The following is a 17,332-nucleotide window of genomic DNA, read 5'->3' as shown; positions in this document are numbered from 1 at the left end:
AAGGTCAGGCCGAACACGGTCAGGCCGAACACGGTCAGGCCGAACACGGTCGGGGCGAACACGGTCGGAACGGCTCCTGAGGGGGCGGCCCGCGCCGAAAACGGGTCAAAACGGCCCCTGAGGACGGACACGCGCCCGGCGGATGCCGGGCTGGGACAAGACGGGTAGGGAAACAGACACGTGGCGAATCCGGTCCAGCAGTTCCAGATCGAGCCCATTGTGCCCATCAATGTGGGGCCGATCGATCTGTCTTTCACGAACTCGTCCCTGGCCATGGCCTTCGCCGTCGGCGTGTCGGCCCTGCTGTTCTACGCGGGCACGCGGCGCCTGTCGCTGGTGCCGGGGCGGATGCAGTGCGTCGCCGAGTTGATGTATGAGTTCGTCGCCAACATGGTCCGGGACAACGTCGGTAAGGAGGGTATGAAGTACTTCCCCCTTATCCTGACACTGTTCCTGTTCGTGTTTTTCGGTAATCTTTTGGGGATGGTCCCCGGCAACTTCACCTTCACCTCGCACATCGTGGTGACGGGGGCGCTTGCCGTGGCGATTTTCATTGCGGTCACCATCATCGGCTTTATGCGCCACGGTCTCGGGTACCTGCGCATGTTTTTCCCGCACGGGGCGCCGATCTTGACCGCGCCGATCCTGATCCCGATCGAGATCATCTCCTACCTGTCCCGCCCCTTCAGCCTGTCCGTCCGACTGTTCGCCAACATGACGGTCGGTCACATCATGCTGAAGGTGCTGGCCGGCTTCGTGATTTCGCTGGGCCTGCTGGGTGGTATCGTGCCGCTCGCCGCCGTGGTCGGAATCACCGTGCTGGAGTTCTTTATTGCCGCCTTGCAGGCCTATGTCTTCGTGATCCTGACCTGCATCTATCTCAACGACGCCATCCACATGCACTGACCACCTGCTCGGATCACGACCGGGTCGTGCGCGGCCCGGTCCGGGGACGGTATCGTTCGTCTCCTTCTCCTTTTTTGTGAACACCTGATCCGCGTCAACCAAGGGAACCTGGGAACATGGAAGCTGAAGCCGCGAAGATGATTGGTGCCGGTCTGGCCGCCATCGGCATGATTGGGTCCGGTATCGGTGTGGGCAACATCTGGGCCAACCTGATCGCCACCGTGGGCCGGAACCCGGCCGCCAAGGCGAACGTCGAGCTGTACGGCTGGATCGGCTTCGCTGTGACCGAGGCCATTGCGCTGTTCGCCCTAGTGGTGGCGCTGATCGTCCTGTTCAGCTAGGACCCGCGCCGGTGTGCGGGTGGAACGGGGTCCGTTCCTTCCGCCACCGCCGATCCCGGACGCGGGGACCGGGGCTCGCCCTCGCGTGGGCCCCGGCTGTCCCCACCGCCGCATGGCCTGATGCCGCGTGGCCCCCTTTTCCGGGATGTGTTCCCCGCTGACCCCGTGGACCCCCGACCGACCGGAGTCCTGCAGGATGCCGCAGTTCGATCCGTCCAGTTTCCCGTCCCAGATCTTCTGGCTGGTGGTGGCGTTTTTCGTCCTCTACCAGCTCGTGGTGAAGCTGGTGATGCCCAGCCTGGGCGGCGTCATGGAAAGCCGCCAGCGCACCATCGACGAGGACCTGGCCAAGGCCGCCGACCTGAAGGCGCGCACCGACGCCGCCATCGAAAGCTATGAGGCGGCGCTCGCCGAAGCCCGGGGCAAGGCCCAGGCGCTTCTGCGTGAAACCAACGAAGAGCTGGCCCGCGCCGCCGAGGCGCGCAACCGTGAGGTGGCCGAGGCGCTGGGCCGTCGCATTGAGGAAGGTGAGGCCCGCATCGCCGCCGCTCGGGCCGAGGCCCTGGACGGCGTGCGCGAGGCTGCCACCGATGTCGCCGCCGCCCTCACCGCGAAGCTTATCGGCGACGGCCCCGATGAGCGGACCACCCGCGAGTCCGTTGACGCCGTGATGCGGGAGGCCCGCTGATGTTCCAAGCCATTGCCGCCGAAACCGCCGCGCACGGTGCGGAAGCCGCTGCCCACGGGGCGGAGCATGCGGGCGGGTTCTTCGCCGAAGCGGAATCGTGGGTGCTGGTCGCCTTCGTGCTCGTGGTGGCCTTCGTCATCGTCAAGGCCCGCACGCGCGTTCTGGACGCCCTCGACGGGCGCGCCGCGCGCATTCGCGGTAAGTTGGACGAGGCCCGTACGCTGCGCGAGGAGGCTCAGGCGCTGTTGGCCGAGTATGAGCTGAAGCAGCGCGAGGCCCTGAACACCGCCAAGGAGATCGTCGAACACGCCCGATCCGAGACCGAGCGCATGCGCAAGCAAGCGGCCGACGATCTCGAAGATGCGATCGCCCGCCGCGAGCGGCAGGCGGAGGAGCGGATCGCCCAGGCCGAGGCCCAGGCGGTGCGCGAGGTCCGGGCGCATGTGGTCGATGTCGCGGTGGCCGCCGCCGAGCGTGTCATCGCCGAGCGGATGGACGAGCGCCATCAGGCCACCCTGGTGGATGCCGCCATCGACGATCTGCCGCGTCGCTTGCATTAGGCGGGATCGGCTGCGGCGCGGGTCGGTCCGGTGGCGGGCTTCGCGGGCGACTGACCCGGGGCCCGCCGCGCAAACCCGCCGGCCCGAGGCCGTACGATGAAAAACGGCGGGGTCTGGCGCTCGGCCGGACCGGCGACGGGATGCAGACGGCTGGCGGCCGGCACTGGTATCCGGTGGCGCCGCACCGTCATCCGGCTGGCTGGGCGTGTCCAGACCGGCGAGGCCCCGTCGAGCGCCTCCAAGCGGGCGTGACGCACCTCGCCCGATCAGAGCACGCGGTATCAGCCCGAGCAATTCCAAGCCCCGCGCGTCCAGACCGTCCGCCGCGCGAAACGCCGGTCATGCGATGGGCGCCTCCCGCCGTGGGACGGCGCGATGATGCTGGCCCGGCGCCAGATCGCGCGGATGCGGCAAGAGATGTTCAAGGTGTCCGCTCCAGCGGGCCGGACTGCCACCGCTTGCCCACCCGCGAACCCTGGCATAGTCCAGCACGGTCTCGATCCGCGCGCGCAAACGCGATGCGGTCTCCGGATGGGTGCGCCAGACCGGGGCAAGAACGGCCAGAACGTCCTCGGTCGTAATGGAGCCCGCCGGCCGCGTGCCGAGGGTAGGCAAAACATAGGTGGATCGGGTCGAGTCCCACGCGTGCGCGGACGTGCGGGAAAACCAGGGGGCCAGCGGGCTTCCCGCCCGGCCTCCGTGGCATCGGCCACCGTCGGGCTGGCAAGCCGGAGGGGGCTCCACCATCGTGGTCTTGGCATGGTCACGGGCGTTGACCGGATCGGCACGGGCGTGCCCCTGGGCACGCACCGCGGTCGCCAGGGGTCTGGCATCCGTCCGCCCCACGTCGGACTATCGCCCGCGGCCCATGTCCCGGCGGCGTCCACCGAGACGGTAGCGAAAAATCCAGCGTCCGACCCCGAATGCTCCAATCTTGAGATAAAGCCCGTCGCCGTCGGCATACAGCCCCGGCTCGGATAACGTCGCCACGCGACGCGCGCTGAGTCGCGCTGCCACAGCCACGCTCCGCCTTGGTGGATGGGCTAGGATAGCGGCTCTGCTCCGGCGCGCCAACTGGCGGCGCTAGCCCATCCATCAGCCCATCCAAGGACGCGCGATTGGGGGCATCAGCGGCAACAGTGTGCGACGGTGCAAACGTCAGTTTTTGGCGGATTCTCAAAGAAAATGCGGCGCCCCGGAGTGCGAGGCGCCGCATGATTGGCGGAGGGCCAGGGAGTCGAACCCTGTCACCCAGTTTCCCAGGTGTACGGATTAGCAATCCGCTGCATTACCGTCCTGCCCGCCCTCCGCAGGGCGACCGGTGTTCCGCCTTCGACGGGGCGACCGGCTTTGATGACGGGCCTTTTACACGCCCGGGGCACCGGGCGTCAACGACCGCCATGCATCGTTTGGCATCCGTGCGGGATGTGGCTGACTCCGATGCCACCGATGTGGACGGTGGGCCGGCCGGTGTCAACACGCTGGTGCTGGCGTTCCGTCCAGGCTGGCCCGCAGCGCATCGGCGAGCAGGCGGTAGTCCGCGTCCCGCGCCGCGCCCGGTCGCCAGGCGAGGACCAGTGTGCGTGCGGTGCCGGCGCCAGTCAGGTCACGGGTTACGACGCCGCCACCGGGCGTGATTTCCCGGTCCACCGCCATGCGCGGCAACAGGGTGAGCCCCAGGCCGGCGGCCACCATCTGGGTCAGCATGGTCAGGCTGGTGGCCTGAAAGGCCTCGTTGGCGCGGGCGCGCGACATGTGGCAGGCGGTCAGGGCGTGGTCGCGCAGGCAATGCCCGTCTTCCAGCATCAGCAGGGGCTGGTCGGTCAGGTCCGCCTCGCGCAGGGTTTTTTGCGCCGCCAGGGCGTGGTCGGCGGGCAGGGCCACCACGATATCCTCGGCGCCGATCGGGACGGACACCATGCCGCGGAGGTCGAACGGCATGGCCACCAGCGCGACATCGAGTACGCCGGCCGCGAGCGCGGACAGCAGGGCGTCGGTCAGGTCCTCGCGGAGGTACAGCCTCAGGTCCGGATAGGTCCGGCGCAGGCCCGGCAGCACGCCCGGCAGGAGGTAAGGGCCGATGGTGGGAATGACACCGAGCCGCAGCAGGCCGCTTAAGGGCGCGGCGCGGGCGGCGGCCGTGTCCACGAGGGCTTCGGCGTCCGCGAGCAGGCGCTGGGCCCGGGCCACCACCTCCTGCCCGACTGGGGTCAGGATGACGCGTCGGCGGGTCTGGCGTTCGACCAGGGTGACGCCCAGCAGGGTCTCCAACTCGCGCAGGCCGGCCGACAGGGTGGATTGGGTCACGTGGCACCGCTCGGCCGCGCGCCCGAAGTGCAGCGTTTCGGCCACGGTCACGAGATACAGGAGTTGGCGGGGCGTGGGCAACGCGCGCATCGGTGTCGACTCGCGGCCGGAGGGGACACGGCGGTCCCGGCGGGGATGGGCGATCGGAAGGGGAAGGATACGCGACGGCCCCCCGGGTTGTCATCGGGCGCGGGTGTGGCGGGCGTGAGGGAGGCGCAGCGATTTTTCTGGACGTGCGAATGGGTCGCAATTACAGTGCTCCACAGTCCATACGTCGTGTGCCGGGATGCGCGCATCGTGAGCCCGGCCCATCCTTCCGAAATAGGTGTTCGATGACCGATCGACCCGACGACACCCCGGCTCCCTCCGAGGACTCATGGTCCGGCCCTGTAACCCCCGGCGAGACGGGGCGCCGTGCCCGGCGGGGATGGGGGTGGCGGGACCGTCTGCGCGGCGGGTTCGGTCCGCGCGCCGGGGGGCATGGTCATGGCCTGGGTGCGGGGCGCGGCCGGGGGCCGGGACCCCATTTCGCGGGCGCGTCGCTGGGCGATATCGCGCCGGGCGGGGACTGCCAGATCGTTGCCCTGCACGGGCGGGGCGCCATCCGTCAGCGGCTGATGGACCTGGGCCTCGTGCCGAACATGTCCGTGACCGTGGTGCGCCGCGCGCCGCTAGGGGATCCGATTCAGGTGCGGGCCGACGAAACCTTTATCACGCTGCGCCGCGCCGAGGCCTCCCGTGTCGAGGTGGTCCCCGCCTGATCCATAGCGCCTGATTGATCCATAGCGTCTGATCCTTGGCGCCAGAGGGATCCTTGCGACGACAAAGGCCCCGGAGGGACACTCCGGGGCCTTCGCCTGTGTGGGGTCCGGTTGGTTCCGCGCCGTCTTACGGCCGCCAGATCGTCTCCACGTTGAATTCGCCACCCTGCACCGAAATGACCGAAATCGGCTTCGGCGGCACCATCGAGTCACGGGTGTAGGAGATTTCGCCCGTCACCCCCTTGTGCCCCATGGTCTTCGCCAACTCGTCGCGAATGGCGTCGGGTTCGGCCACGCCCGCGCGCTTGATCGCCTCGACCACCAGCATCAGGGCGTCATAGCCCAGCGGTGCGAACGCGTTCTCCGGTTCGATGCCGTATTCATCCTTGTACGCTTCGATGAACGCGGTGACCTCCGGCCGGTCGTCGCCGCGGTAGGTGTGGGTCGAGAAATACACATCGTTGGCCAGCTCCGGCCCCGGGGTGGTGGCAACCAGATCGGTGTCGAAGCCGTCCCCGGAGACGACGGGAAGTGTCAGGCCGGCTTCGCGGATCTGTTTGACGGACAGCCCCGCCTCGGTGGGGATAGCGGAGACAAACACCACATCCGGGGCCGGATCCACCGCTTTCAGACGCGCGATCTGGGCGGAGAAATCGGTGTCGCCCATCATGAACGAGTCCTCGGCGAGGACCGTTCCGCCGCGCGCCTTCAGGCGTTCGATAAAGAACGTGCTGAGCGCCTTGGTGAAGTCCATGGACTGGTCGGTCCAGACCACGGCTGTTTTGGCGTCCAAGGTATCGACGACATAGTCGGCGATGGCGTAGGACTGGTCGTCATCGCCGAACGGCGTCATGAAAAAGTAGTCGCCGACCCATTGCGGCAGTTCGGGATGGGTGGCGCCGGAGGTCACGAACGGCACGCCTTCCTCCTGGAACAGCGGCGCGGCCGCCATCACGAAGGTGGTGTCGGACTGGCCGATGCCGGCCACGACGCCCTCGGATAGGGCGCGTTGCGCCGCCTTGGCCGTTTCCTGCTGGTCGGTGCGGGTATCGATAGCGATCAGCTCGATCTCGCGGCCCAGCACGCCCCCCGCCTCATTGACCTGCTTGGCCGCGAGTTCGGCGCCCTTCAGCGACGGGCCGTCCAGAGAGGACATGCCGCCGGTGACGTTGTAGAGCGCGCCAATCTTGATCGGGTCTTCGGCCAGCGCCGGGCCCGCAAGGACGGTGCCGGTGAGGGCCCCGGCTAGGGCCGTCGTCGCGAGGGCGGTCTTGAAGACGGAGAAGGGGTTCATGCGCGGGACCTCCGTTGAGCGGAAACGGCGACGGAAACGGCACGACCTGGGGAACCGAAACCGTGCCGGCCTCACGGTCGCCGCATGAGCAAAAGGTTGAAACGCAAGCATAGGTGACTACCGACCGATGTCAATTATATTTTTCATGCTGGCCTTGGCCATCTTGAAATGTATGAATAGTGTGTTCTGTGGAGGATCAAAGGATCGTGCGACCCGACCCTCGCGCCGACGGCCTGGACAGCGTGGCCACGCGGCTTCAGCAGATGTTCGAAACCCTGGGACGGCGGGAAAAGGATGTCGCCCGGGAGATTCTGCGCGACTACCCGATTTCAGCCCTGACCACCGTGGCCAGCCTCGCCGACCGCTCCGGCGTCAGCACGGCAACCGTGCTGCGCCTGGTGCAGCGCCTGGGCCTGGAGGGCTACGGCGAGTTTCAGGAGGCCATCAAAGGCGATCTGAACCGCTTGCTGCACTCGCCGTCCGACCGCCTGTCTGCGTTCCAGGCGACCGAGGATAAGGCGTCTCCTTTCCTGCAGCGCATGCTGGAGCGCTCCGCCGGCAACCTGACCCGCAGCTTCGACGGCGTGGTGGACGCCGATTTCCGCCAGGTCGTGGAGACGCTGGCTGATCCGAAGCGCCGCATCTACTGCATCGGCGGGCGCTACTCGCACCACATCATCGGGCTTCTGGTGGACTACCTGGGCGTTTTGCGCGACGGCGTGCAGATGGTCAGCGGGCAGCCGGACGTCTGGTCGCGCTATCTGCTGGAGGTCGACGCCCGCTCCGTGGTGATCGTGGCCGATATCCGCCGTTACCAGCGCACCGTGCAGCGGTTCTGCCGCCTCGCCGCCGAGCGGGGGGCCAGCGTGGTGGCGCTGTCCGACCCCTGGGCGGAGCCCGGCGACTTCGGGGCGGAGCATCTGTTCCGGCTGCCGACGGCCTCGCCGTCTCTGATGGACAGCTACGCGGTGCCGCTCGTGTTCGTCGAGGCGCTGGTCGGCGCCCTGGCGGAGCGCCTCGGGCCGGCGCTGAAAGCCCGCCTCGCGGAGTGCGAGGCGATGGACTGCATCGAAACCGATCTTCGCCGGGCCTGGCCGGGTACCGGCAAGCAGGAGGAGTAAGCATGGCGCGTGCCGAGACCGACCTCATCATGGTGTGCACCAACGACATTGCCGGTCAGGTGCGCGGCAAGGCGATGCCCCGCTCGGCCATGGACGCGCGCCGCGACACCGGCGTCGGCTGGACGCCGACCAATGTGTTCATCACGGCGTTCGGCCCCATCGCCCCGTCGCCCTGGGGGGCGTTCGGCGATCTGTACATCCGGCCCGACTGGCGGACGCAGGTGGACCTCGATCTGCCGGCGTTCGGCGTGGACGAGTCGTTCGTGCTGGGCACCGTCTGCCAGCTCGACGGGACGCCGTGGTCCTGTTGCCTGCGCGGGCAGTTGGCCGCCGCCGCCGACCGCTTGTGGGAGCGCCACGGCCTGACCATCCAGGCCACGTTCGAGCACGAGTTCCACTACTTCGGGACGGAGGCCCAGCCCGGCCTGGGCTATGGCCTGCGGGCGTACCGCCGGCTCGGTCCGTTCGGCAACCGGGTGATGGCGGTGCTCGACGCGGCCGGTCTGTCCATTGACACCTTCATGCCGGAGTACGGGCCCGGGCAGTGCGAGGTCACGGTCGGGCCGAAGCCTGCGCTGCGCGCCGCCGATGAGGCCGTGATCCTGCGCGAGCTGGTGCGCGCCACCGCGCGCGGCCTGGGCGCGCGGGCCAGCTTCGCGCCCATCCTGGATCCGGCCAGCGTCGGCAATGGTGTGCACATCCACTTCAGCCTGTTGGATGCGGACGGCCAGCCGGTGTCCTACGATCCGGCGCGGCCCAATGCCATGTCCGCGACGGCGGGCGCGTTCGTCGCCGGCCTGCTGAAGCACATGCCGGATTATCTGGCGCTGACCGCCGCGTCGGTGCCGTCGTACTACCGGCTGACGCCGCACCGTTGGAGCGCCGCGTTCAACAATCTCGGCAGCCAGGACCGCGAGGCCGGGGTGCGCATCTGCCCGGTGTTCGGCGCCACCGACGCGGTGGACATGGCGCGCAAGTTCCACTTCGAGTTTCGCGCCGCCGACGGGGCCGCGAGTCCCTATCTGGTGCTGGCGGCGCTGCTGAACGCCGGCCTGTCGGGCCTGGACGACGGCCTGTCGGCGCCGGCGGTGACGGACCGCGATCTGGCGGAGCTGGACACCGCCGCGCTGTCCTATCTTGGTGTGGAGCGGCTGCCGCAAAGCCTCGACGCGGCGCTGTCCCGGCTGATGGACAGCACCTGGGCGCATGCGGCGTTCGGCGATGATCTGCTGACCGCGTTCGAGATCCACAAGCGGACCGAGATCGGGCTCATGGACGGTCTGTCGAAGGAGGCGATCTGCGACCGGTACGCGGCGGCGTACTGACCGGCAAGGCGGGCTGACCGGAAAAGCTCGGCTGACGGCCGTGGTCGGGCGGGTGGCGCGCGCCACCCGCGATCCGCCGCGTGCTGCCTATTGCCGTTGGAAGCCGGCCTTTTCCTGATATTTGAACAGGTCAGAGTCCAGGTCCACCCCGAATCGGGGCGCGAACAGGGTCACCGTCACCTCGATGTTCTGGGCATCCCGCACCCGCCATTGGCGCAGTTCCATCGGGCTGTCGGCGAACACCAGCGTCAGCACGCCCTGACCCGGATCCTCGGTCTCGACCAGATCGATCTCAAGCAGACCGCCGCCGTGGCGCATGCCGGTCACGGTGATGTCCGGGTCCGTGAACTCGACCTCCTCGCGCAACAGGATGCCGAGCGGCGTGTCGCCCAGGCCGATGTAGTTGACCTGTTCCAGTTCCCCGTCCTCGTAGATGACGTAGGAGCCGTTGGCGACGACCAGGATCTGCGCCGGCGGATCGTATTCGATGCGCAGCCGGCCCGGGCGCCGCATGTAGACCGTCCCCTCGACGTAGTTGCCGCGCGACGAGGTCTGGGCGAAGCGCGCGCGCATCGACTGGACGGTGTTCAGATACGCGGCCGCCTGCTTCAGGCGGACGGCCTCCTGCGTGGTCATCAGGTAGGGCTGGGCCCGGCTGCTCTGGGCCTGGGCGGCGGGGACGAACGGGCCGCCCGCGACCGCGAGACCGGCGACCAGGGTGGCGGCGGCGGACAGGCAGGCGCGGCGGGTCGGGCGGGACATGGCGGCTCCTCACGGGATAAACGGGGGCGGCAACCGGTCTTATCCGGACAGGGGCGCAACCCTAGCGCCGGATTATGGCGTGAAAAAGGGGCGGAGCGCCCGGCAACTTCTGCCGAGGCTCCGCCATCGAATGGCCCCTTTTCTGCCCGAATCCTGTCGTGGGACGGGAATGGCGCGTCCCGCACCCCTTTGGGGCCGGGGCGTTCCGCGTTGGCACGGCGGTTGCCTGAGCCTGCGCAAGGAGGATCGCCCTATGGCCGTTGATGCCGTCGCATCCGATACAGTGGCTCCGGGTTCGCGCGTGGCGCCTCGTCCCGTGTACGAGGGGCAGCCGTACTACAGCTTCGACGATGTCGTGAACAGTTTCAGCTTCTGGGACGTCCTCGACATCTTCAACCCGCTCCAGCACATTCCGCTGGTCGGGTCGATCTATCGCGAGCTGACGGGCGATACCATCACCGGGTTCGCCCAGGTCGCCGGGGGGGCCCTGTTCGGCGGCCCGATCGGCGCCGGGGTCGGTGTCGTCAGCATGGCGCTGAGCGAGACGGCCGGCGGCGACGCCACGCAGATCGCCATGGGGGCGGTGGGGTCCCTCTTCGGGGACGATCCGGCCGTGGCCGGAGGCGACGCCAACGTAGCGTCCGCGCCGCTCGGCGGCACCCTGTTGACGGGGGAGGCGGACGCGACGCAACTGGCCTCCGCCGGATCCGGAGCGGCACGCGGCCCGTTCATTTCCTCGCTGGACCGCGACGGCGCCCATACCAGCGTGTTCGCGCGCTCTTCGGCCCCATCGTCGGCGGCCATGCTTGCCGCCGCGTCGCCGCCCCCAACCGGGACCGTGGCCCTTGCCGGTACCCCATCCGGTGCCGGGGCGCCGCTCGGCGGGCAACTGCTGGCCGACGCCTTCGCGTCGGGGCTCGCGGGTCGCGCCGATGCGCCGGCCGGGTCGACGGGCGATATACTGACCCTGAACAGCGCCCAGTCCGCTGCCCTGGCTGCGTTCGTGTCCCAGAACGGGGGCGCGCCGCGCGGCGGTGGCGACCCGGCTGGGCGGACGGCGGCCGGCTCGGTCGCGCTCGCGGCGGCGGATGGCGCCGGCCGATCCGCGATTCCGGCCGCCGCGCCGAGCAGCCCGGACACACAGAGCGAGGACATGACCCAGACCCCGAATCAGAACTTTTCCGGTGGCGCGTCCGACCGGGACAGCGGCCGCCAATCCTCCGAACCGGCCATGCCGGAGTCCATCCGCCGGGGACGGGAGGCGCAGCGCCTTCGTCTCGCCCAAGCGCAAGCCCAGGCCCAGGCCCTCGCCGCCGCGCAGGCCGCCCAAAGTCAGGGCCAATCCCAGGCGGAGGCTCTGGCGCAGGTTCCGGCCGGTCCGGCCAGCGGGTCCACCACCCCCGACAACCGGCCGACCGGGATGACGCTGGCCGACTACCGCGCGCGGCCCAACCGGCAGGTGGAGACCGCCCGGACCCGCGCGAGTGCGGAGCGGTCCCACGGAACGGTCGGCGCGGGCGGTGGCCGGGCCCTGGCCGGTGTGTTGCCCGATGCGGCGACCATGGCCGGGCTGATGGAGCGTGGCGAAACGCTTGCGACCGTCGCGGCGCGCCAGGGGGAACGGGTCGCCCAGGAGGCCGCGCAGGCCGTGACGCCGCCGGTTCACGGTGCCGGAGACCTCGACTTCCGCGCCATGCCTCTGACCGACACGGCGTCTGCGTCCACGACACCCGACCGCGCGGCCCACACTCGCGCGGCCCCCACCCGCGCGATCGAGGCGAGCGCGCCCGTGGCCATGCAGCCCTGGTTCTCCGACCGGGTGATGGACGCCATGCGCCGCTATGACGCGCTGCGCGACGCCGAGACGCCGACGTCGTGACGCCCGACAGTCTGACCGTCGGCGTGGCGGGCGATCCGTCGGCCGTCGCGCTTGACGTGGGCGCGAACGGCTGGCTGCGCGGGCCGGACGGGCGGCGCTGGCCCTGTGCGCTCGGTCGCGCCGGGGTGACTGCCGCGAAGCGGGAGGGCGATGGCGCGACGCCCTTGGGCACATGGCCGCTGCGGCGCGTGTTCCACCGGGCCGACCGCGTGCCGGCATCGCCGGATGTGGGCCGGTCCGGACTTTCGGTCGCCCCTCTCACGCCGACGATGGCCTGGTGTGACGACCCCGGGCACGCGGACTACAACCGGCTCGTGACCTTGCCGCACCCCGCCGGGCACGAGACGCTGTGGCGGGACGATCCGCTTTACGACGTCGTGGTCGTGCTCGGGCACAACGACGCCCCGCCGGTCCCCGGCCAGGGCAGCGCCATTTTCCTGCATTGCGCCCGCGCCGATTCCGCCGGCCGCCATGGCCTGCATCCGACCGCCGGCTGTATCGCCCTGCCTCGGGCCGATCTGCTGGCGATTCTGGCGGCGTTGCCTCCCGCACCCGTGCTGTTGCGCGTCCGTGTCGAGTCGGCGTGACACCGGCGGAGCGGTCGGTGTCACGTCGCGCGGGATCCCATGGCCGCGGCACCGGAACCATGGGCCGCGCCGGCTGATAGCCGGGCCCATCGGCCCGGCATCACCCTAGCCTTCACCCTATCCCTACCCTAGACCATCGAGGTGGTTGACGCGCGCGTCACAAAAAAGCAGGGTGCCCGCATCTCGCGCGTCTGAACCCCGGCCCGTGCGCCCCAGGGTGGCTCTTCCGCCACCGTTCGGCGGGCGTCACCCGCGTGCTTGGGTCCGCGTGCCCTGGCTTGCGTGCCCTGGCTCGCGTGATTGGGTTGGCAGGGTCCGGGTGGACCGGCGGACGTGCCGGGGCAGACCGCGTAACGACGACAGGTGGCAAGCGATGCGAAATCTGAAGTGGGTAGTCCTTTTGGCCGGTCTGATGACAACTGGGCTTGCGATGTCCGCGCCCGCCCAAGCCACGCCGGAAACCGACACGTGCAACGTGGTCGGCGTGTACGGCACCATTGCCCTGGTGGTCTGCCCCGATGCGAAAACCGACGCGGCGTTCATCGCGGCGGGACAGGAAGCCTGCAAGCCGATTGCCGTGCGCAATATCTGCAACGCCTGGATCTGGCGCAACGATTCCCACGCCGCCCGGGTCCTTCCGATGGACCATCGCCAGCTCGATAATGTGACGGCCCTCTGGATCAACCGACCGGGGCAGCTTAAGGTCTGCGCGCGCGACGGCTGCTACGCGGGCCAGAAAACTCGTTAATCTCAAACCGTTCACGGGCGACGCGACGCCATCCCCGTCCGGGTCAGGGATCCGGGCGGACGGCGTTGTCGTGTGTGAGCGCCGTCCCCGGTCCTTCGCTCGCGTTGGCTCCATTATGGGGGGGGGCCTTCTGGGGCGCCCCCTTCTGGGAGGCGTCACTGGGGGCGGCCCCGCTGTGATTCGCGTAGGTGGCCCAGTCGGGGCGGTAGGCGTCGTGCGCCTGGTTGCCCCAACTGACCCACCCGGGGCGCACGCCGCGCGCGAACAGCTCCAGCCGCGGGCCGGGTGAGCAGGCCTCGATCAGCTCATACAGGGCGTCCGGCTTGCGGGAGTGCTCCTGCTTCAGGCTGGCGAACAGGTTGACCTGCCGCCGGGCGGGCGCGAGCGTGCGGGCATGGCGGCCGCGCACGCCGAACAGCACCATCTCCGTCACATTGCGGAAGTAGAACCCGACGCCGCGCCCGTCACTGCCGCCGTCGCGGCGGACCTTGTGCCAGATCAGGTTGGTCTTGTACGTGAAGCCCCAGGCGGCCAGCACGGCCAGACCATCCGGCAACAGCGCGTTCGGCACCCAAAGGTAGCAGTGTGCGGGCTCGACCGTCAGATCCGCCACCGGCAGGGCGGCGATCGCGGGCGTGTCGAGCGTGCCATAGCGGGTCAATCGCCGATGCTCCGGCGCCATCTTGCCGGTGCGGTTGGTGAACCGCCACGGTGGATCGGCCAGCAGGGTGGCGAACCGCCCTTGCTCGGCCAGGGCGCGCAGTTCGGCGGCGGGATCCGGCGGGGCGGCGACGGGCGCCGACGAGCGCGATCCTGGCGGTGAAGACGAAGACGATGACGGGGCCTGGGGCTGGGTCACGGACCATCCTGGAGCGGGGTGGGCGAGGGCACCCTGACACGGGCACCCTGGCACTGTAGCATCCCGGGAGCCGTGCGCGCGACGCCGGCCCGTCGCTCTGTTCACATCCATCCCGAGACCCGTGCCCATGCCCATCACTCTGCGCGCGCTGACCGGCGCCGATCTCGACGCCCACCTGGATGCCCTTGCGCGGCTGCGGATCGCGGTGTTCCGCGCCTTTCCCTATCTGTACGACGGCGATGAGGCTTACGAGCGGCGCTATCTGCGCACGTATGCGGACGCCCACGGCGGCGTGCTGGTCGCGGCGCTGGACGGCGACACGGTCGTGGGTGCGGCCACGGGTGTGCCGTTGGTCGCCGAACCGCCGGAGGTGCGGGAGGCGGTCACGGCGGGGGGGCTCGACGTCGCGACGACGTTCTATTTCGGGGAGTCGGTGCTGATGCCGGCGTGGCGCGGCCGGGGCATCGGGGTCGGATTCTTCGAGGCGCGGGAGTCGCACGCCCGTGCCCTGGGCGGGATGACCCATGCGGTGTTCTGCGCGGTGCAGCGTCCGGCGGACCATCCGCGCCGGCCGGCCGACTATGTGCCGCTGGATGCGTTCTGGTGCCACCGGGGCTATGCGCCGCTGCCGGGGGCGCGCTGCACGTTCTCGTGGCGGGATCTCGACGAGACGGCGGAAAGCCCGAAGCCCATGGCCTTCTGGGCGCGCCGGCTGGATCACAGACAGGGACGCTGAAGGGCGGGCCGCGAACCCCACGACCCGCCTCCTGGCGCGTGGATCACTCCGGCTTGAGCTGGTCCGGGATGGTCACGCCCTGCTCCTCGAAGTAGCGGGCGGCGCCCGGGTGCAGCGGCGCGGGCAGGCCGGCAATGGCCTTGTCCAGCGCCATGGCCTTGGTCGCTGGGTGAATGTTGTTCAGGAACGGCAGGTTCTCATAGATCGCTTTGGTGATCTGGTAGACGGACTCCTCGTCCACGTCCTGATGCACCGCCAGAATGTTCGGCTGGGCGATGGTGTTGATGTCCTTGCCCTGACCCGGATAGGTGCCGGCCGGGATCACGAAGCGCGTCCACAACTCGCCCTCGCCGTTTGCCTTGGCTATGTCCTCGTCGGTGAAGTCCAGGATGGTCAGGTCGTCGCCCGCGCCCGCGAAGGCCTGGGTGATGGCGCCGACCGGCGGCCCGGCGGGGATGTTGAAGCCGTCTATGGTGCCGTTGACGAAGGCCTCGGCGCTGGGGCCGTAGCCCAGATAGGCGACGTCGAACAGATCGTCCACGTCATAGCCCAGGTTGGTCAGGATCTCCCGGCCCGATCCCTCGGTGCCCGAGTTCTTCTTGCCGATGGAGAAGCCACGCCCCTTCAGGTTGGCGAGGTCGGCGACGGTGCCGGTCGAGGCCATGCCGCTGCGGATGCCGAAGTGCTCGACGTTCTGCCACAGCATGGTGACGGAGCGCAGCCACTCCTGCGGGCCTTCGCTCTCCATCGCGCCCGTGCCGTTCCAGGCCCACTTGCCATAGAGACCCTGGAGAATGGCGAACTGGGCCTGATCCTCGCGCAGCAGCTTGACGTTCTCGCCCGAGCCCGCGGAGGTGATCGCCGACATGGACACCCCGGTTTTCGGTTCCAGCTTGACCTTGGTCAGCGTGGCGAGGGCCACGCCCACCGGATAGTAGGTGCCGCCCGTTGTGGCGGTCGCCAGGGTGTAGCTGGTGGTCTCCTGCGCCTGGGTGGTGGCCGCGCCCGTCCCAAGGCCGGCGGCCAGAAGGGCGGCTGCGCCAAGAGCGGTCAAGCGGGTCCCGAACGTGCTGGGCATGCGTACATCCTCCCCGTAAGTCGGTCGTGCGGTTGTCTGTCTCGCGACGGCGGGCGGTCGTTTTGGGCGCGCCCGCTCCGAGGATGATATGGCGTCGGGTTCGACAATTTCGAGGAAAAAGCTCGGATTTCGGGCGGGTCAGCCGGCGGTTTCGGAGAGTTTGAGGCGCGCGCGGGCGGTCTGCGCGATCGTCTCCGCCGGGTTGATCGCCGCCCCCTGCCAGGTCGCCCAGGCCGTGTCATCCGCCAGGGGCCGGGCCACCCCGGCCTCGATCAGGGCGGTGTGGTAGCGGGCGTGCGGCCCGCGCGCCCAGCCCGCCGGGGCGAAGATGAACAGCGGCCGGGCGGTGGTGGTCGCCTCCGTCAGCATGGAGATCGAATCGCCCGTCACCACGCTGGCGTCAGCCAACCCCAGGAACCCGAGGTAGGGGTTGCCGGCCGGGTCCGGTGTCCAGGCGTACAGGGTATGCGGTGCCGGTCCTGCGCTTAGCTCGGCACGCAACGCGGCGACGGCGTCCGGGCGCGTGCGCCGGCTCGTGGTGACCAGCAGCGACCCGCCGGCCCGCGCCGCCAGGGCGGAGGCCTGCGCGGCGAGCTGGGTCGCGACCGCCGCGTCGAGCCGCCGCCGGCCCGAATCGCCCCCCACCAGAACGGTGATCCACGGGCGGGGCAGGGCAGAGACCGTGGGGCGCCAGGCCTCCGCCGCCTCGGCCAGCCGGGCGGCGGTGAGGGGATGCGGCGCGCCGGTGACCACCAGGACGTTGTCGCGCTGGCGCAAGGTCTCCAGCGACCGGTCGTGCGCCGGGACCGCGATCAGGTCAAAGGCGTCGTGGGCGAAGCGCGGATCCTGGATGTGCAGCAGGCGCGGTCCGGCCCCGCCGTCCCGTCGTCGGAGCGTGTCCTTCAGCCAGCGCGCGGCCGCGCCAGCTCGCCGGCCGGTGCTGACCACCAGGGCGGGCGCCGGCCCGTCCAGCAGCGCCGCCGCCGTCGGCGGAGTCGGCCGGACGTGCCCGACCAGCCGCGCCCACGGCCACTCCCGGGCATAGGTCACCGCAACGTCGCGCGCGGGCAGGCCGAGCGCCTGAACCACGCCGCGGGTCTGGCTGTTCGACCCGGCGAGCCCGTCCAGGAGAGCCAGCACCGTCGGGGCCGGGGCGGATTCGGGCGCGGGCGGGGCGATAGGATGCGAGTGTATCATGGCGCGGGCACTATAGAGTGGTTCCGGCGCGTCGTGCCAGAGGACGGCCCCAGAGGGCGGCACCAGAGGGCGGCACCAGAGGACGGTCATCGCGACACCCGTGCGCGTCCGGGGTTGCCGTGCGGGCTGTTGAGCGCCAAGTGAGGGCGACGTGGTGTCCCCGTCCCACGTCCTTGTATCCAC

At 69.8% G+C, this 17,332-nt stretch carries 19 protein-coding genes and 1 tRNA gene; 11 read left to right on the top strand and 9 right to left on the bottom strand.

The genetic code is table 11. The features are described from left to right. The first annotated feature begins 180 nt into the window (after window positions 1-180). The 4 genes from GGD82_RS09565 to GGD82_RS09550 all read left to right on the top strand — a co-directional run bounded on the left by GGD82_RS09565 (window position 181) and on the right by GGD82_RS09550 (window position 2,495). Entirely contained in the window at window positions 181-906 is a 726-nt protein-coding gene (locus tag GGD82_RS09565) for a F0F1 ATP synthase subunit A (protein ID WP_150061593.1), read from the top strand. A 116-nt stretch (window positions 907-1,022) separates the two neighbouring features. Then, the gene (locus tag GGD82_RS09560; RefSeq protein WP_150061594.1) at window positions 1,023-1,247 is read left to right on the top strand and encodes an ATP synthase subunit C family protein; all 225 of its coding nucleotides are present in this window, start codon (window positions 1,023-1,025) and stop codon (window positions 1,245-1,247) included. 196 nt (window positions 1,248-1,443) lie between these two features. Next, complete coding sequence (locus tag GGD82_RS09555; protein WP_150061595.1) at window positions 1,444-1,935, top strand: F0F1 ATP synthase subunit B family protein; 492 nt, start codon at window positions 1,444-1,446, stop codon at window positions 1,933-1,935. Continuing rightward, window positions 1,935-2,495 (top strand): F0F1 ATP synthase subunit B family protein, encoded by a 561-nt coding sequence (locus GGD82_RS09550; protein ID WP_150061596.1) that lies wholly within the window; start codon window positions 1,935-1,937, stop codon window positions 2,493-2,495. Before GGD82_RS09555 ends, GGD82_RS09550 begins: the two co-directional genes overlap by 1 nt. A 339-nt stretch (window positions 2,496-2,834) precedes the next feature. Here GGD82_RS09550 and GGD82_RS21570 read toward each other — a convergent pair whose 3' ends face one another. The 4 genes from GGD82_RS21570 to GGD82_RS09540 form a co-directional block, all read right to left on the bottom strand. Beyond that, window positions 2,835-3,242, bottom strand: coding sequence for a phage integrase central domain-containing protein (locus GGD82_RS21570; RefSeq protein WP_375782124.1), 408 nt, complete (start codon window positions 3,240-3,242; stop codon window positions 2,835-2,837). A 105-nt stretch (window positions 3,243-3,347) separates the two neighbouring features. Then, window positions 3,348-3,512 (bottom strand): integrase arm-type DNA-binding domain-containing protein, encoded by a 165-nt coding sequence (locus tag GGD82_RS21565; RefSeq protein WP_375782122.1) that lies wholly within the window; start codon window positions 3,510-3,512, stop codon window positions 3,348-3,350. A 202-nt stretch (window positions 3,513-3,714) separates the two neighbouring features. Further along, window positions 3,715-3,804, bottom strand: a tRNA-Ser gene (locus tag GGD82_RS09545). A 164-nt stretch (window positions 3,805-3,968) separates the two neighbouring features. Further along, a complete protein-coding gene (locus GGD82_RS09540; protein WP_150061597.1) occupies window positions 3,969-4,892 on the bottom strand; it encodes a LysR substrate-binding domain-containing protein in 924 nt (307 codons plus the stop codon). Window positions 4,893-5,134: 242 nt separating this feature from the next. On the opposite strand from GGD82_RS09540, the gene GGD82_RS09535 reads away from it, so the two are divergent. Continuing rightward, a complete protein-coding gene (locus tag GGD82_RS09535; RefSeq protein ID WP_150061598.1) occupies window positions 5,135-5,563 on the top strand; it encodes a FeoA family protein in 429 nt (142 codons plus the stop codon). Between the two features lie 127 nt (window positions 5,564-5,690). On the opposite strand, the gene GGD82_RS09530 is transcribed toward GGD82_RS09535, so the two are convergent. Beyond that, window positions 5,691-6,857 carry an ABC transporter substrate-binding protein gene (locus GGD82_RS09530; RefSeq protein WP_150061599.1) on the bottom strand — a complete coding sequence of 389 codons (1,167 nt, stop codon included), beginning with the start codon at window positions 6,855-6,857 and terminating at the stop codon, window positions 5,691-5,693. A 206-nt stretch (window positions 6,858-7,063) separates the two neighbouring features. Between GGD82_RS09530 and GGD82_RS09525 the strand changes: the two genes are divergently transcribed. After that, window positions 7,064-7,978 carry a MurR/RpiR family transcriptional regulator gene (locus GGD82_RS09525; RefSeq protein ID WP_150061600.1) on the top strand — a complete coding sequence of 305 codons (915 nt, stop codon included), beginning with the start codon at window positions 7,064-7,066 and terminating at the stop codon, window positions 7,976-7,978. Between the two features lie 2 nt (window positions 7,979-7,980). Next, window positions 7,981-9,303 carry a type I glutamate--ammonia ligase gene (locus GGD82_RS09520; RefSeq protein WP_150061601.1) on the top strand — a complete coding sequence of 441 codons (1,323 nt, stop codon included), beginning with the start codon at window positions 7,981-7,983 and terminating at the stop codon, window positions 9,301-9,303. 87 nt (window positions 9,304-9,390) lie between these two features. On the opposite strand, the gene GGD82_RS09515 is transcribed toward GGD82_RS09520, so the two are convergent. Next, on the bottom strand, window positions 9,391-10,065 hold the full coding sequence (locus GGD82_RS09515; RefSeq protein WP_150061602.1) for a LolA family protein: 675 nt from the start codon (window positions 10,063-10,065) through the stop codon (window positions 9,391-9,393). A 253-nt stretch (window positions 10,066-10,318) separates the two neighbouring features. Between GGD82_RS09515 and GGD82_RS09510 the strand changes: the two genes are divergently transcribed. The 3 genes from GGD82_RS09510 to GGD82_RS09500 all read left to right on the top strand — a co-directional run bounded on the left by GGD82_RS09510 (window position 10,319) and on the right by GGD82_RS09500 (window position 13,279). Next, entirely contained in the window at window positions 10,319-11,944 is a 1,626-nt protein-coding gene (locus tag GGD82_RS09510; RefSeq protein ID WP_184013261.1) for a hypothetical protein, read from the top strand. Beyond that, the gene (locus tag GGD82_RS09505) at window positions 11,941-12,531 is read left to right on the top strand and encodes a L,D-transpeptidase family protein (RefSeq protein WP_311731935.1); all 591 of its coding nucleotides are present in this window, start codon (window positions 11,941-11,943) and stop codon (window positions 12,529-12,531) included. Before GGD82_RS09510 ends, GGD82_RS09505 begins: the two co-directional genes overlap by 4 nt. Window positions 12,532-12,904: 373 nt before the next feature. Further along, the gene (locus tag GGD82_RS09500) at window positions 12,905-13,279 is read left to right on the top strand and encodes a hypothetical protein (RefSeq protein ID WP_170284188.1); all 375 of its coding nucleotides are present in this window, start codon (window positions 12,905-12,907) and stop codon (window positions 13,277-13,279) included. A gap of 43 nt (window positions 13,280-13,322) precedes the next feature. Here the strand turns inward: GGD82_RS09500 and GGD82_RS09495 are convergent, their stop codons facing one another. Then, window positions 13,323-14,138, bottom strand: coding sequence for an MT-A70 family methyltransferase (locus GGD82_RS09495; RefSeq protein ID WP_246163751.1), 816 nt, complete (start codon window positions 14,136-14,138; stop codon window positions 13,323-13,325). Window positions 14,139-14,265: 127 nt separating this feature from the next. Between GGD82_RS09495 and GGD82_RS09490 the strand changes: the two genes are divergently transcribed. After that, window positions 14,266-14,874: a GNAT family N-acetyltransferase gene (locus tag GGD82_RS09490; RefSeq protein ID WP_150061606.1), complete on the top strand. Its 609-nt coding sequence runs from the start codon at window positions 14,266-14,268 to the stop codon at window positions 14,872-14,874. 43 nt (window positions 14,875-14,917) lie between these two features. Here GGD82_RS09490 and GGD82_RS09485 read toward each other — a convergent pair whose 3' ends face one another. Both GGD82_RS09485 and GGD82_RS09480 read right to left on the bottom strand, forming a co-directional pair. Then, window positions 14,918-15,952 carry a TAXI family TRAP transporter solute-binding subunit gene (locus GGD82_RS09485; RefSeq protein WP_150061607.1) on the bottom strand — a complete coding sequence of 345 codons (1,035 nt, stop codon included), beginning with the start codon at window positions 15,950-15,952 and terminating at the stop codon, window positions 14,918-14,920. 138 nt (window positions 15,953-16,090) lie between these two features. Next, entirely contained in the window at window positions 16,091-17,149 is a 1,059-nt protein-coding gene (locus tag GGD82_RS09480) for a mitochondrial fission ELM1 family protein (RefSeq protein WP_170284189.1), read from the bottom strand. Window positions 17,150-17,332: the final 183 nt, after the last annotated feature.

The sequence above is a fragment of the Roseospira marina genome, assembly GCF_014197855.1.
Classification (GTDB): domain Bacteria; phylum Pseudomonadota; class Alphaproteobacteria; order Rhodospirillales; family Rhodospirillaceae; genus Rhodospira; species Rhodospira marina.
Note: the sequence above shows the minus strand (reverse complement) of the source record. Positions and strands in the feature narration are given on the sequence as shown.